The following is a 13,509-nucleotide window of genomic DNA, read 5'->3' as shown; positions in this document are numbered from 1 at the left end:
TAATAATATTTATATTATTTTTAACTATTATGATATATAACAGCATATTAATCAGTTACTTTACTCCGCATCCTATACTCCATTTAGCTAACCTGATATGGCTATTTCTACTGCTTCCCTGGACCCATCCGCTCGGATTGCCATCATTGGTGGGGGCATCAGTGGTATGGTCGCTGCCAAGACCTTAAGCGAGTTAGGGTATCATAACAATTACGTTTTTGAGGCGCAAAGCGAACTGGGAGGCAACTCCAGTACCCAAGCCGTGCAGCTAGGAGCCGACACGCGTTGGGCCGATATGGGCGTGAACGACTACAACACGAAGACCTATCTGAATATCTACCGCCTCATTTGTGAGCTGGGCGCCGTGACTGCCCCGCTTGATGACACGACTAGCTACTCGAATAGCGACGGCACCGTGAGCTACACCGTGGATGGGCTACCCAATACCAGCCTACCCTACCCCGATATGAGTCCAGAGGCCTACCAGCAGTTTCAGCAGGATATCGAGTTTTTCTGGACCAGTGTGTACTACGTGGCCAATGACCCCTTCTTTGAGCAAAAGACGGTGGCCGACTACCTCGCCCAGCCGTACAACCCCAACAATCCGCAGCCCAAGCCATACAACTACGGTCCCGATTTTGGGGCCTACTACCTGTTGCCCCGAGTGAATGGCATGTACTTCGCGCCCACTGCTGGTCCGCAAAACATGCCTATTGTCCTGGTGACGCACTATTACGTGCTACAAGAAGGCTTCAACCAGTACGGCTCCCCCAACCCCGACCGGCGCTACTTTGTGGGTGGTACCCGCCAGCTGGTGGACCGCATTCAGGACTGGCTGCTGAATGACTACGACCTATATGCCACCGACCGCAACTCCGATGAGCAACAGGGACTAGGCAAGTTCATGTTGGGGGAGCAAGTAACGGTCAGCGGCGGAGGGCCTGCGGGCTACTACGTAAACTGGACTAGCGCAACCTCCGGGGCTACAAATACGGTAGGGCCATTTGCCAGCGTCATTTTGGCGGTGCATGCCGATGCAGCCTACCAGTGTCTTAGCCAGCTTAACAGCCAAGACCAGCCCAACTTGCCGGCGGTGCTGCAAAACCTGAGTGGCTACCAATACGAGGCCTGCACGGCCTACATCCACACCGATGCGCGCGTGCTGCCGGCCGATGTGAATGCCTGGCGCTCCTTCAACATTCATATTTACGAGTACCCCGGCGCTTACCCCTATTCCACTCCCTACACCATTTCCTACCTGGAGAATCGGCACCAGAACGACGCGCTAAACCTTAGCTACCGCCTCGAACCGTATTCGCCCCAGTTTTTTACCACGCTCAACCCACCCGTTGACCTGCTACCCCGCTACATATTACAAAGCCCCACGGGCCAGCCAGCCATCAAAACGTTTTACCACAACGTGGCAACGATGGATACCATCGGGCTGCAGCGCGAACTAGCTCAGCTGCAAGAAGCGGGGGCGCTGAACGGCATTTATTTTACGGGGGGCTACACCTTGGGGGTGGGGCTGCACGAAGAGTGCTGGATTTCGGCCAATCATGCGGCCCGGCGAGCCGTGGGCATCTCCGTGCCCGCCACCCACGCAACGTACGGCTCGGCCCACCCCGATAAAGACGCCCCCACCGACCACGCTCCCCACTACCTACGCCATGCTTTGCGCGCCCGCTGAGTTCGGCACTCACCTGGGCTGCTCGTTTTCTCACGCTTGCCTTTTACCTCCTATACCATGGATTTAGCTACCGATACGTTGCCCAACGGTGTCAACCTCGCCAACATTGGCTCCTTGATTGACGCCATTACTACCTCCCCGGCCTTGGCCGATGTCGTCTTCAAAGCCCGCTCTCAGTGGCAAGGCGGCACCCGCACGGAAGTAACCGTGGACGAGGTGCACTCTAACAATGCCAACATCAGCTCCCCCGACCGGCAGTTCAAGCTATACGTTGACGAACCGCCTTACCTGGGCGGCAACGACTCGGCCCCCAACCCGGTTGAAACAGTAGCGGCGGGCCTCTGCGGCTGCCTCACGGCCGGTATTGCGTCAAATGCCGCCTTGTTTGGTACCGAGCTAGAGAAAATTCAGGTAGAGGTAGACGTGCGCTTTGACGTGCATGGCGTGCTGGGCCTCAACAAGGCAGCGCCCAACGGAGCCATTGGCCTGCACTATAAGGTGACGCTCAAAGCCAAAGACCCGTTGCTGGCTGACAAGCTCATTCGGTCAAAGGAAACGATTGACCGCAAGTCGCCGGTGAAGCAGACCCTGGAGCTGCCCCTGCACATCACCACCGAAGTTGTGATTGAACAATAACCTCATGGGCCGATAGCCTCAACGGATGCTAGCTTGTCCCTCTTGAGCTATTGGCTGCTTTCCTCTTTGGCTATGCCTACGCACACGGGCAGCGGTTTTAGTGAGTGTACCGACTCGTTTCAGGCGGGTGCCAAGGCCGCAGCGGCAGCCTTGGCGCAGGCGGGCGTATCTGCCTGTGCGCTAGCTATTCTAATGACCACCTCCCGCCACAATCCCCATCAGTTTTTGGCGGGGGTGCGCGCCGTGCTGGGCCCGCAAACGCAGGTGCTAGGCAGCTACGCCGTGGGCGTCATCACCAATACCTGCCTGGGCTACGACGGCTACCAGTGCGGGGTAGCCGTGCTAGCCTCCGATACTATTCAGGTCAACCTATTTTTAGAAGAGCACTTAGCCAACAACGAGTACGCCTGCGGGCATGCTCTGGCTCAGCAGGTGCTAGGCCAAGCATACGATGGCCCGCCCAACCTGCTCTTTTTCTATGATTCGGTTAACCGAACTACGGGGCGCTTCCGCATGAACATGGGCACCCCGCTACTGGCCGGCATGAGCGACGCTTGGGGGGCCAGTGGCCGGCCGCCGCCGGAGCCGGCACCATGGGCGACATGCAGTTTCGGGAGTCGTTTCAGTGGTTTAATGACCGCATCCTCAGCTGTTCAGCCACGGCCCTGGTGCTTTCGGGCGGTGGAGTAAGGCTGCACCAGGTAATCATGCACGGCTGCCGCCCCGCCTCCGCCTACCACACCGTCACGAAAGCTGAGGGGCCAATTATTCTGGAAATTGACCACCGCCCGGCCACCGAACTACTGGCCGATCTGGTGGGCGGAGATTCAGGGTTGACGTTTGAAGACTACGGCTGGTTTATCACGCTGGGCGTGAACAAAGGCGACAAATGGGGGCCATTTCGGGAGCAGGACTATGCCAACCGTATGTGCGTGGGCGTAGACCGGAAGCGCAATGCCCTGGTGATGGTGGAGCCGGACTTGGTGGAAGGCTCGGAGATTCAGCTAATGCGCCGGGCCTTCGATTTTGAGTATATCTACACCGAAACCCGCAACCTACTTGCCGCCATTGCTGCCGATGGCCGCCGCCCCTTGCTTGCCTTTTACATTGACTGCGCCGGCCGCGCCGGGGCCTACTCCGGCAACGACCAGGAAGAAGCCCGCGAGGTACAGAAAGCCTTGGGCACCATCCCCTTGTTGGCTTTTACTCCGGGGTAGAAATTGCCCAGCTGCCGTCCGGCAACGTGGTACCTCTCGACTGGACGGGCGTACTCTGCATCTGGAGCGAGGTCGTCTAGTCAATGCACCATCTTACGTGCTAGCCCTTAGCGTATGGAAACAGTTCACAACGAACTACCTATCACCCCGCCAACTAGTGTTGATGAGTTGCAGCGGGCCCTGGCCTACTACCAGCGGCGGTAGATGAGCTGGGCGGCGCCAACGTACAGGCCGATGCGGTTATCTCGGCGGTGAAGTCGGACCTGCGGGTTAAAAATGACGGCTTCAATTTGCTGGCGGAACTACAGGAGTCCATCGACGCGCAGATGCCCATAGAGGAAATGATTGACAAGACCTTGGTGGGCATCAATCTGCGCCTGCGCATGGACCGCTCCCTGTTCCTGGTCCGGGCCACCAATGGCGGCCACTTTGTTCCCCGCTTCGGGCTAGGCTTCGATGCAAACCTGACTCAGCGCTTTCCAACTCTGCTTTTCGACTTTTCCACGGTATTGACGGGTAAGGACAGTTACTTGTTGGTCAACAAGGCTACTGCCATCACCCCGCTGATTGAACACGTGCGCGAGCACCTAGAAAGCCCATTCTTCGTGGCGCTACCTGTAGTTATTGGCCGGGAGATGGTAGGGGTGCTCCTGGCCGGGCGGTACAAGGAAATCAAGCCATTCGCGCCGCCAGTCAGCCAATCGGAAGCCACCATTATGCGGGCTATTGCCGGGCTAGTTTCGGTGTCCTGGGCCAATGCCAACCACTTCCTCATTCTGGACCAGCAGGTGCAGCAGCGCACCAGCGAGTTACAGAACTCCCTTACGGAGCTACGCCGCACCCAAACCCAACTTATTCAGCAGGAAAAGATGGCTAGCCTGGGTGAGCTAATGGCCGGTATTGCCCACGAGCTTCAGAACCCGCTAAACTTCGTCAACAACTTCTCGGAGCTGAGCACCGAGCTACTGACTGAAATTCAAGAAGCGCAGGAAGCCGGCCACTTGGAGGAGGCCACAATGCTAGCCACTGATTTGGCCCAGAACCTAAGCAAGATTCATCAGTACGGGCAACGGGCGGCGGGCATTGTGCATGGCATGCTGAAGCACAGCCGTACCAGCACCGGGCAGCGACGAGCCATTGACCTCAATCCCCTGGTAGATGAAACCTTACGCTTGGCCTATCACAGCTTACAAACCAAGCACCGCAGCTTCTCGGCGGTGCTCAAAGCAGAGCTAGCCCCAAACCTGGGTGCGGTAGTTGTGGTGCCGCAGGATATTAGTAGGGTGCTCGTCAACTTGTTTGCCAATGCCTTTTACGCCGTGCACCAGCGGCAGCAGAGCGGCGAACAGGGCTATGTACCCACGGTGCGGGTACTCACCACGCAAGTCGGCAACGAAGTAGTAGTACAGGTGCACGACAATGGCCCCGGCATTGCAGAAGCCGTGAAAGCCAAAATCTTCCAGCCTTTTTTCACTACCAAGCCTCCCGGCGAGGGCACGGGCCTAGGTTTGTCTTTGAGCTATGACATCGTAACGCAAGGCCATGGTGGGGTGCTTACCGTAGAAAGCCAGCAGGGAGAGGGGGCTACTTTTTGCTTGGTTCTGCCAATGGCTCCTTCGGGTGCCGTTGAGTAGTCAGGTACCCCGTCATATGTAGCCGCCACAACACCTACTACACTACTTACCCAACCCTCGTTTCTGGACTAACTACGCTTGTCTTCTCTTTGGGTGAGTGCTATACTTGAAGCTTTTTAGATCCCCCTCGTATATGCACCACATAGTTTATGTCAGCTCGGCAACGGTGCCGATGCCGGAAGCAGAGTTAGAAGCCTATCTACAGCGCTGGCGCGCCAATAATGAACGAGATAATATTACGGGGGTGCTACTTTACAGCCAGCATGAGCAGCGCTTTATGCAGCTCGTAGAAGGACAGGAAGAGGACTTGCACCGCTTGTTAGAGCTGATTGAGAAAGACCAACGGCATCACAACTTGCTGAAGCTCTCCGACGGACCAATTCCGGCGCGGGCCTTCCGCTCTTGGCTAATGGGCTTCAAAGTCCTGGACACGGCTACCTTCAATCAGCTTACGGGCTACATTGATCCAGAGAGCAAGGCGTATCAGCAGGCCCTGCAAGGCAGCCAGGACGAACTCATCCACAGCTTGCTAGCTCATTTTCCTTCCGAGCAATCGCCAGAACTATCCTGAATTGACGCCGGTACTGCCAGTATGCTCAGGTACGGGCCTTGAGACGCATAACGCAGTTTGCCTCCCAAGTCTTGGAAAGCACCAAAACCAGGGGAGGCAAACGGTATTTAGCGGGCCGATTTTCTTACTGGAAGCTCTTTTTCAACTCCGATGCGGCCAGGCTTTGAGCATCCTTGGCTTCGGGCACCACGGTTGCCATACCAAAGAATTCGTGGGTTACACCCTCGTATACCTTCGTCGTTACCGACACGCCAGCGCTCCTCAGCTTAGTAGCGTACTCCTGCCCTTCGCTTTGCAAGGGGTCAATTTCAGCATTGATAACCGTAGCCGGCGGCAAACCCTGCAGGTTGGTTGAGTTCACCAGCGAAATCAGCGGGTTCGTGCCATCCCCAGGCGACGTCAGATACTTGTCGAAAAACCACTCCATGAGGGGCTTACTCAGGGGCTTTGCGGCGGCGTATTGCGTGTAGGAAGGCGTGTTCATGTCGTAGCGCGCAATAGGGTACACCAGCAGCTGATGCACGGGCAGCGGCACACTGGCCGTTTTAGCCATCATGCACACGGCAGCGGCCAAATTGCCGCCGGCGCTTTCGCCGGCCACGGCAATGCGCTGCGCGTTAATTTTTAAGGTAGTCGCATTGTCGCGCACCCAGCGGTAGGCGGCAAAGGCATCGTTATGGGCCGTGGGAAACTTAAACTCAGGCGCTTTCCGGTACTGTACCGATACCACAACCGCCCCAGTCTGCTCGGAGAGGGCACGCGCGAGGGGTCGTACGTATTTAGGTTGGCAATAACCCAGCCCCCACCTTGGTAATAGACGATGCCCGGCATGGTAGCGGTGGCATTTTTAGGCGTGTAGATGCGCACTCGAATAGTGCCCCCGGCAACAGGGATGCGCTGCCCCGTGGTGTCTACCATGGGGGTAGGCGCAGGAATGCGGAAGTTTTTCATGACGGCCATGGCCGCATCCGTAGCCGAAGGCGCCAGCCGGGCCTGCTGGGGCGTGAGCGTATTAAGCGCTACGCCTTTCGACAAGCTATCCAGCGCTCAATGACCGTTTGCATTTCGGGCTTGATGGTGGGGCCACGCTGGTTTTGGCCCCTTGGGGCGGATTCCGGTGGTAGGAGATGAGTTGTCATCGTCGTCGCAGGCAGTAAAGGACAGCGCCAGAAGCAAAGCTAGGCTATGCAGTATGGGGCGGCTGGGTAAACGAAAAAGGGGAGTGCGGGTGGTTTTCATAGCTCAATGAGTATCACGAACAAGTTTCGAAGTACCCGGGCATACGGCTCCCAGCCCAAAGTAAATAGCAAGTGGGACCAGATGGCCTATTTCTGGGACGAGCTGCCCGAAACGCAACACACTTTTGCGCAAGCATAACGCTGCTTCAAGGTCTCACCGCTCCACAGTTAAAGCTATTACCGCGCGAAACCTTGCAGAAACCGCTGCACCGTCTCGCTGTAGCTGCGGGAGGAAGTCAGGTGCGTATCATCGAGTAGGGTAATGAGGTACTCTCCGTGCGCCCAAGGCCGCAGTTCCTTGATGAAGGTACAGTTCACGATAAGGGAACGGTGGATGCGCAGAAACTTGCCCGGCACAAGTTGGCGCTCCAGGTGGTTTAGCGTGGAGCGCAGGGAGTGCTCCTGCCCTGCCGTGTGCAACGTGACGTAGTTGCCTGCGCTTCCAGGTACTGCACTTGCTCGGCGGCCACGAAGTAGAGGCGTCCATTGTTTTTGATCAAAACTGTTCGGGTCTCGCTACTTCTAGTGCCGTATCAGGTGAGGGCCGCGGCAGGGCAACCTCACGTGCCAACGTTTGTAGCTGCTGGTAGAGCTGGAGGGAAGTGCGCTGCTGTACCAACTCGCGCACGTGAGCCAAGCAGCGGCCAAATCGGTCCGGATCGATAGGCTTGAGCAAGTAATCTACTGCATGCGCCTCAAAGGCTTGTAGCGTGTACCGGTCATAAGCCGTTACGAACACGATGAGTGGTAGGCCCTGCGCTGGCAGGTGTTGTAGCACCTGCAAGCCGCTCAGGTCTGGCATCTGCACATCCAAGAACACTAGGTCGAGGGGAAAGGCTGGATCAGTGAGCCGCGCCAGAGCTTCCGTGCCATTGCGGCACTCGCCCACCAGAGCACAATCTGGTGCTAGCTCCAGCAACTGGGCAATTCGCCGCCTCGCGAGGGGTTCATCATCCACAATCAGAGTACGAATACGCTCCACAGAATCTAGTTGAAGGCTGAATTAGGCGTGAGGAACAAAAGGAAACTCGATGCGCACGGCGTAGCCTGCTGGGGCGCCGTATGAATGGCCAGCGAACAGCGCGACCCGTAGAGGGCACGCAGGCGCTCTTCGCTATTGCGCAAGCCAACGCCCCGGGAATCTGCCTGAGCCGTGCCGCGCCCATTGTCGCGCACTTGCAGTACAAGCTGCCCCTGCTGCCGGTCTGCCTGAATGTGAATGGCAGCCCCTTCTTCGGCCGTCAGCCCATGTTTTACTGCATTTTCTATTAGCGGCTGTAGCAGCAGGTTGGGAACGAGGGCGGGAAGCGTATCAGGAGCTAGCTGGTAAGTGATGGTGAGCCGATCTGAGAATCGAATCTGCTCCATTTCTAAGTAGAGCTCGGCAAAGTGAAGCTCCTGGGCCAGGGTTACTTGGTGCTCGTCGGTGTTATCAAGCACCAGGCGTAAAAACTCGCCTAGCTTGGCCGTCATGCGCTGGGCCGTTCGGGGCTCATCGTCGATGAGGGTAGCAATGGAGTTCAGTGTATTGAAGAGGAAATGGGGTTGCAGCTGCATTTTCAGGGCCTGCAACTGCGCCTGGACGAGCTGCATTTCCAGGTGCGCCGCATCGAGGGTGCGGCGCTCGTAGCGCGCATAAAATTCCAGGGCGTACGCCACGCACAGCAGCATCCAGTACGCCGGAAGCCAGATGTTAATGCCCGACAGGATGGTAGTCCAGGTCAGCGTAAGGTTGGGCCCCGCTTACTACAAGCACACTCAGGTACAGAGCGCGGAACAGCACGGTAAGCACTACGCTGGTGCCGGCGTGCACCAGGCAGATGCCACCCACCCGCGCCGACCGGCCGTTAGGTCGAAGCGCGTAGCCAACCAGAAGATGCCGGGTGTAAACAACAGCCAGATCAGCCCATACAGCAAGGGCCCAAGTACGGCTGTGCGCCAGGGTACAGGACGGGCACCAGGAAGCGCTTGTGCGTACACCACTACTACCATGAAAGCGGTGAATAACCCCCAGGCCAGGGCAACACGCAACCAATTAATTCTTTCCAGCTTGAGCATAGGATCTGGCCCTAATGGGCCTCTTCCCAACGGAAACGCGGCGCCACGGGTTGGGTAAGGTCCAGGTCAGCACCAGCCGCAGGTAGCGCTTGCCGGCGGCGGCTATATTCTCTCATTGTCCCGGCCGGTTGTGCCTCTCAGGTTAAGCGCTAGCGACCGTGCTACTGGGCAAGGGTAGGCTAGGGCGCTACCGGCGAATGAAGCTTGCAAACAACCCGGGCGGATGTACCAACTACGAGGCTGTAGGGCTCAACGTCTTTGGTAACCACACTGCCTGCTCCTACCACGGGGTTTACCCCAATCTTCACGCCCAGTAGCATTACTGCGCCGGTTCCAATCACGCAGTTGTGGCCGATTGCGCAGTTTAAGTTGATAAGAACGCCTTCTTCCAGAGTAATATCGGCGGTAAGTACGGTGCCCGTCATAATGGTGCCGCCTACCCCCAGCGCAAAAGATGTGTCAGGACACCATCAGTCGCGCCTGCGCCGACCTACCAGTCCTGGTGGTCTCTCCCTGGCTCTACGCCCACAAGTTCGTTCTCGATCAGGACGCCTCCTTGCTGGGCCTCCTAGATCAAGCCAACTACTTTAATCCTAAGCTTTGGTCAGCATCCTAGACACTATGCTTAGAGTATGCCTACTGCCTAAGCGTCTCGGTCAACCAACCCTTTTTTTACTGAGGTTCCTACCAAGCTCGTACCTGCCCATTGTGTTTAACCCTGTGGGCCAAGCTCATTGTAACCTTCCACAGATCAGGCAGTAGGAATACGTATTCTTTCTTCTTCGCACTTCCATCACTCCTTCTGTATGAGCACTACGCCGCAACCCGACGACGAACTTCAAAGCACGACCAATGCGGCCCAGTTGGGCCCCGATCAGGGCCCAGTAACTACGCCGGAAAATGACCCGCGTGATATGTCTACGGTACTCGCAAACCCCGAAAGCGGAGAGGGACCGGATACGTCCCGTTCTTCGGAAGCAGCCGAAACTGGCGCGGGCAGCCCAACCATGCAGCGCGGGTCGGAGTTTGACGAGCAGCGGCGGGAGGGTGCCGTAGGAACCGGTGACAATTCTGCCGCAGTAGGGCTGGTGAAGGCATGGGGCGCGCGGGATTTAATGGGGATGAAGACCGGGGCTACGACCAAAGCGGCCACCGGGGCGGCCTCGGGAGCAGCGGGGGCCGAGAAGACCTAACCGACCGCAACTTGGACACCGCTCAGAACCCATTTATTGGTGGCTACAGCGGCGGAACCACCTCAACGCCCGATGATGCTATCCGCCAGCGCATTGGCATGAACAGCCACAACCCCACTGACGATTCAGCCGCACAGGACAGTAGTAATTCTGCAAACACTTAAGCACGCACCCCATGAAATAAAGGCGGCTCTACTGACAACTACCTTGCTTCAATTGTCAGTAGAGCCGCCTTATTTGCTTTAGCTCAACTATACAATGCAATTATATTGGCAATATTATATTCTTAATTTGTATTAAAATATGATTATTGTATTTTATATATTAAGTCGGTTAAGTTTAAGCTCGCTTAACAACTTAACAAGCCTATGGACAAGCCTTCTACCCCCCAGAAACTACAGGCCCACGAAAAGGGAGCAGTATACGTTACCATTTGTCTGACTCAAGTATTAGTGGCCGTGCTGTACACGATGTTTGGTTAATCAGGTTGGAGCATTGCGCAATGCTCCGCTTAATACCACAAGTAGATTTGAAGTAGGCTGCTGCATATACAAGAGGTAGCGACCTATTCTGCAAGGATATATCATTTCCAAGGCCCCTGTTTTCAGCTATGCCAAGTTGCAGCTGAAACAGGGGCCTTGCGTGTAGTAGGGCGCATTGCCGGAAGTGTACAGGAACTCATGAGTTGTTCTGGGCTTGCTCTCGGCAGCTACCCGCCTTGCTACTATAAAATGCACACACGCCGCGCCTTAGGATACTCTTTTTTAACTCTATGGTGACCGTTGCGTAGAAACATAACGATAGAGAAGCGTCCGTTCGGCGCCTGCTTCAGGCGCTGGTACCCTAGTAGAGACCCGCCGACATTAGCTAGCAGTCTGGCCTGTTTGCTTCTCTTATGTTATTTCACTTGCAGCGAACGATATGGCCCCGCACCCACAGAAAAGTGCCCGCAAACACCTGCGGGATATCGTCGTTATTGGGGCCTCGGCCGGTGGCGTGACGGCCCTATTAGAACTGGTCAGGATGTTGCCGGCCGACTTTCCAGCTTCTATTCTGGTAGTGCAGCACTTGGCTGCCGACTCGCCGAGTATGCTGCCGCAGCTACTCAGCACGCGTCTTCCTTGCCCGCCGTCCACCCTCGCAACGGAGAAACCATCGCGCCCGGTACCATTTACGTTGCCCCTCCCAATCACCACTTACTCCTTGAGGATGACACAGTACTGGTAACTAAGGGACCTAAAGAAAACCGCTTCCGCCCCTCCATTGATGCGCTGTTTCGCTCGGCGGCCTACGAATATGGCTCCCGCGTTATTGGGGTAGTACTCACCGGCTACCTCGATGATGGCACCTCCGGACTGTGGTCTATTCAGCGCCTGGGCGGCGTAACGGTCGTGCAGGACCCGCTCGACGCCGTGACGCCTGCTATGCCTCAAAATGCGCTGGAGTACGTGGCGGCCGATCATGTGGTGCCGCTGGCAGAGCTAGGGGCCTTATTGGTGAAGCTGACAATGGAACCAGTCGCCGGTACTCCTCGCCTATCGGCACCAGAGCAAGACCTACTGGGCTTGGAAATTCAGATTGCGAAGGTGGACAACGCGTTTGAAATGGGCATCATCGACCGGGGAGAGCCAACCCAGTTTACCTGCCCCGACTGCCACGGGGTAATGACCCAACTAGTGGAAGGCCAACTCATTCGCTACCGGTGCCATACCGGCCACGCCTACACCCTCAATTCTTTGCTATCGGAAGTTACCCAGTCGGTAGAAAACCTGCTGTACCAGTCCATGCGCGGTTTAGAAGAAACCAAACTGTTGCTGCAACGCCTAGGAGAGCGATTTACGGTAGAAAAGCAGCCCCACGTTGCCCAAGTGTTCTTTCGCAAGTCGGAGCAAATTGGCAAACAGGCCCGTGTGATTCACAAGTCCATTCTAAAGCACGAGGCGCTCAGCGGCGACTTACAATTTGAACGTAAGAAAACAGACTGACTGCCCTGTACAGCGTGAGTTACCCCCGATGGTACGAACAATTACTGGCCCTACCCCAAGGAAAAGGTTTGGGCAAGGAAGTATGGGTAGCGGTACGTAGACAGGCTGCTTTAACTACTACTCGGTAACTAGCTGATCCGTAGGTGCAATAAGTACCACCAATCCACCGAAAGATACCAGCTTTTGCCGCCAGATTGGCATATGATTCGCTCCCGTAGGGTATGTCTACGATGAACACCACCCAGCTTCCCAAACACACCCGACAGAAGCTAGTTGCGTTTGCCCGGCTTTTGGTACAAGGCACGCCATTGGAGCCAATGGCGTACGAACAACAGTTATTACAGCAATTTATTGACGGGGAGGTGAGCATTGACGAAATGAGCTACCGCTTAGATCAGTACGCGGCCGCCAACGCGAGTGTAGACTAAAACGGAGGTAGGCGGTCTTCGTCTTGCTAGCGCCATTACAGCCGGCGGATACAGGGTGGGAACTGGTGTAATGACAAAGCCTGGCTGCCTACATCGGCGGCCGTCCAAAAGGCCAGGTGGTGGGGCCTATACAGTTGGTTTCTTGGTCGAAAAAACGCTACGCTTAGTCGAAAACGCTAGGTAACGGAGGCGCAATTCAGCTAAAAGCTCCCACCTTGCCTGCATGCAACACACTCCCTCGTCACGGCGGCGCAGTCGGTTTCCGCTGGTCTTTGAGTTCCTGATCTGGAGCCTGTATGTGGGCTGCTATAAGTATGCACAGTACTTAGGCGAGGCAGTACCTCTTTCCTTGACTACCAAGGAAAACTTCCCCTACCCCCAGCTCATCCTATTTGCACTGGTGGCCACGCTGTACATAGTGCCCTACTACCGCTGGCTGGTACCTACTCTGCTACAGCGACGGCGCTACGTGGTGCTCACCTTGGTTTCCTTGCTATACCTGTGGTGGGCTATCAAGCTGAACGCCGTATTAGCCACCGTACTGTTTCGGCCGGTAGCCGGCACGGGCCTACTCCTCGATTTCTATACTTCCTACCACCACCTGAACCTGCAGCAACTCCCCCGCCTAGCCAATGCTCAGATAACCTTACTGTTCACTGATTGGCTGGCTTTCAGCTGCGTGGCTTTCGTCCGATTAGCCTTCCAACAGGAGGCGCGGCGCCACCAGGTAGAAAAAGACCATTTGGCCCTGCAGCTGGAGCAGTTGAAAACCCAGCTGCAGCCACACTTCCTGTTTAACACGCTCAACAGCATATACGGCCTAAGCTTAGCCGCTCGCCGGATACGCCGCGCTTATTCT

The 13,509-nt window shown here is 56.2% G+C and carries 17 protein-coding genes and 2 pseudogenes; 12 read left to right on the top strand and 7 right to left on the bottom strand.

All coding sequences use genetic code 11. The annotated features are described in order from the left end of the window. Positions 1-97: 97 nt before the first annotated feature. The 6 genes from VI25_RS21110 to VI25_RS21085 all read left to right on the top strand — a co-directional run bounded on the left by VI25_RS21110 (position 98) and on the right by VI25_RS21085 (position 5,748). Complete coding sequence (locus tag VI25_RS21110) at positions 98-1,690, top strand: NAD(P)-binding protein (RefSeq protein ID WP_055562835.1); 1,593 nt, start codon at positions 98-100, stop codon at positions 1,688-1,690. 57 nt (positions 1,691-1,747) lie between these two features. After that, complete coding sequence (locus VI25_RS21105; RefSeq protein ID WP_045690737.1) at positions 1,748-2,326, top strand: OsmC family protein; 579 nt, start codon at positions 1,748-1,750, stop codon at positions 2,324-2,326. Between the two features lie 72 nt (positions 2,327-2,398). Beyond that, the gene (locus tag VI25_RS27375) at positions 2,399-3,016 is read left to right on the top strand and encodes an FIST N-terminal domain-containing protein (RefSeq protein ID WP_055562834.1); all 618 of its coding nucleotides are present in this window, start codon (positions 2,399-2,401) and stop codon (positions 3,014-3,016) included. After that, entirely contained in the window at positions 2,920-3,543 is a 624-nt protein-coding gene (locus tag VI25_RS21095) for an FIST C-terminal domain-containing protein (protein WP_072144877.1), read from the top strand. Before VI25_RS27375 ends, VI25_RS21095 begins: the two co-directional genes overlap by 97 nt. Before the next feature lie 251 nt (positions 3,544-3,794). Beyond that, positions 3,795-5,177, top strand: coding sequence for a sensor histidine kinase (locus VI25_RS21090; RefSeq protein ID WP_055562832.1), 1,383 nt, complete (start codon positions 3,795-3,797; stop codon positions 5,175-5,177). A gap of 133 nt (positions 5,178-5,310) precedes the next feature. Beyond that, on the top strand, positions 5,311-5,748 hold the full coding sequence (locus VI25_RS21085; protein WP_072144876.1) for a BLUF domain-containing protein: 438 nt from the start codon (positions 5,311-5,313) through the stop codon (positions 5,746-5,748). 124 nt (positions 5,749-5,872) lie between these two features. Here VI25_RS21085 and VI25_RS27370 read toward each other — a convergent pair whose 3' ends face one another. The 7 genes and pseudogenes from VI25_RS27370 to VI25_RS21055 form a co-directional block, all read right to left on the bottom strand. Continuing rightward, on the bottom strand, positions 5,873-6,478 hold the full coding sequence (locus tag VI25_RS27370) for an alpha/beta hydrolase (protein WP_052695449.1): 606 nt from the start codon (positions 6,476-6,478) through the stop codon (positions 5,873-5,875). Then, the gene (locus VI25_RS27365; protein WP_236705182.1) at positions 6,373-6,783 is read right to left on the bottom strand and encodes a hypothetical protein; all 411 of its coding nucleotides are present in this window, start codon (positions 6,781-6,783) and stop codon (positions 6,373-6,375) included. The genes VI25_RS27370 and VI25_RS27365 overlap by 106 nt, the downstream gene beginning before the upstream one ends. 380 nt (positions 6,784-7,163) lie before the next feature. Continuing rightward, positions 7,164-7,412, bottom strand: a pseudogene (locus VI25_RS24380) (LytTR family DNA-binding domain-containing protein); the annotation flags it as partial. 70 nt (positions 7,413-7,482) lie between these two features. Continuing rightward, on the bottom strand, positions 7,483-7,968 hold the full coding sequence (locus VI25_RS24375) for a LytR/AlgR family response regulator transcription factor (RefSeq protein ID WP_082455753.1): 486 nt from the start codon (positions 7,966-7,968) through the stop codon (positions 7,483-7,485). A 5-nt stretch (positions 7,969-7,973) separates the two neighbouring features. After that, complete coding sequence (locus VI25_RS21065) at positions 7,974-8,657, bottom strand: sensor histidine kinase (RefSeq protein WP_055562829.1); 684 nt, start codon at positions 8,655-8,657, stop codon at positions 7,974-7,976. Positions 8,658-8,777: 120 nt separating this feature from the next. Then, complete coding sequence (locus VI25_RS21060; RefSeq protein ID WP_045690681.1) at positions 8,778-9,044, bottom strand: hypothetical protein; 267 nt, start codon at positions 9,042-9,044, stop codon at positions 8,778-8,780. A 179-nt stretch (positions 9,045-9,223) separates the two neighbouring features. After that, positions 9,224-9,469 (bottom strand): DapH/DapD/GlmU-related protein, encoded by a 246-nt coding sequence (locus VI25_RS21055; protein ID WP_055562828.1) that lies wholly within the window; start codon positions 9,467-9,469, stop codon positions 9,224-9,226. A gap of 29 nt (positions 9,470-9,498) precedes the next feature. Here VI25_RS21055 and VI25_RS25370 point away from each other — a divergent pair, with 29 nt between their 5' ends. The 6 genes and pseudogenes from VI25_RS25370 to VI25_RS21035 form a co-directional block, all read left to right on the top strand. Then, entirely contained in the window at positions 9,499-9,660 is a 162-nt protein-coding gene (locus VI25_RS25370; RefSeq protein ID WP_161807009.1) for a hypothetical protein, read from the top strand. 190 nt (positions 9,661-9,850) lie between these two features. Further along, the gene (locus tag VI25_RS21050; RefSeq protein WP_055562827.1) at positions 9,851-10,237 is read left to right on the top strand and encodes a hypothetical protein; all 387 of its coding nucleotides are present in this window, start codon (positions 9,851-9,853) and stop codon (positions 10,235-10,237) included. 11 nt (positions 10,238-10,248) lie between these two features. Further along, a complete protein-coding gene (locus VI25_RS25365) occupies positions 10,249-10,401 on the top strand; it encodes a hypothetical protein (protein WP_161807008.1) in 153 nt (50 codons plus the stop codon). A 757-nt stretch (positions 10,402-11,158) separates the two neighbouring features. Next, a pseudogene (locus tag VI25_RS21045) lies at positions 11,159-12,222 on the top strand (chemotaxis protein CheB). 221 nt (positions 12,223-12,443) lie between these two features. Continuing rightward, the gene (locus VI25_RS21040; RefSeq protein ID WP_045690728.1) at positions 12,444-12,650 is read left to right on the top strand and encodes a hypothetical protein; all 207 of its coding nucleotides are present in this window, start codon (positions 12,444-12,446) and stop codon (positions 12,648-12,650) included. Between the two features lie 223 nt (positions 12,651-12,873). Further along, positions 12,874-13,509, top strand: a 636-nt coding sequence (locus VI25_RS21035) for a histidine kinase (protein ID WP_161807007.1), incomplete at its 3' end; no start/stop codon positions are given.

The sequence above is a fragment of the Hymenobacter sp. AT01-02 genome, from assembly GCF_000961955.2.
GTDB lineage: Bacteria > Bacteroidota > Bacteroidia > Cytophagales > Hymenobacteraceae > Hymenobacter > Hymenobacter mucosus.
The sequence above is the reverse complement of the archived record's forward strand: the minus strand, read 5'-3'. Positions and strand labels throughout refer to the sequence as shown.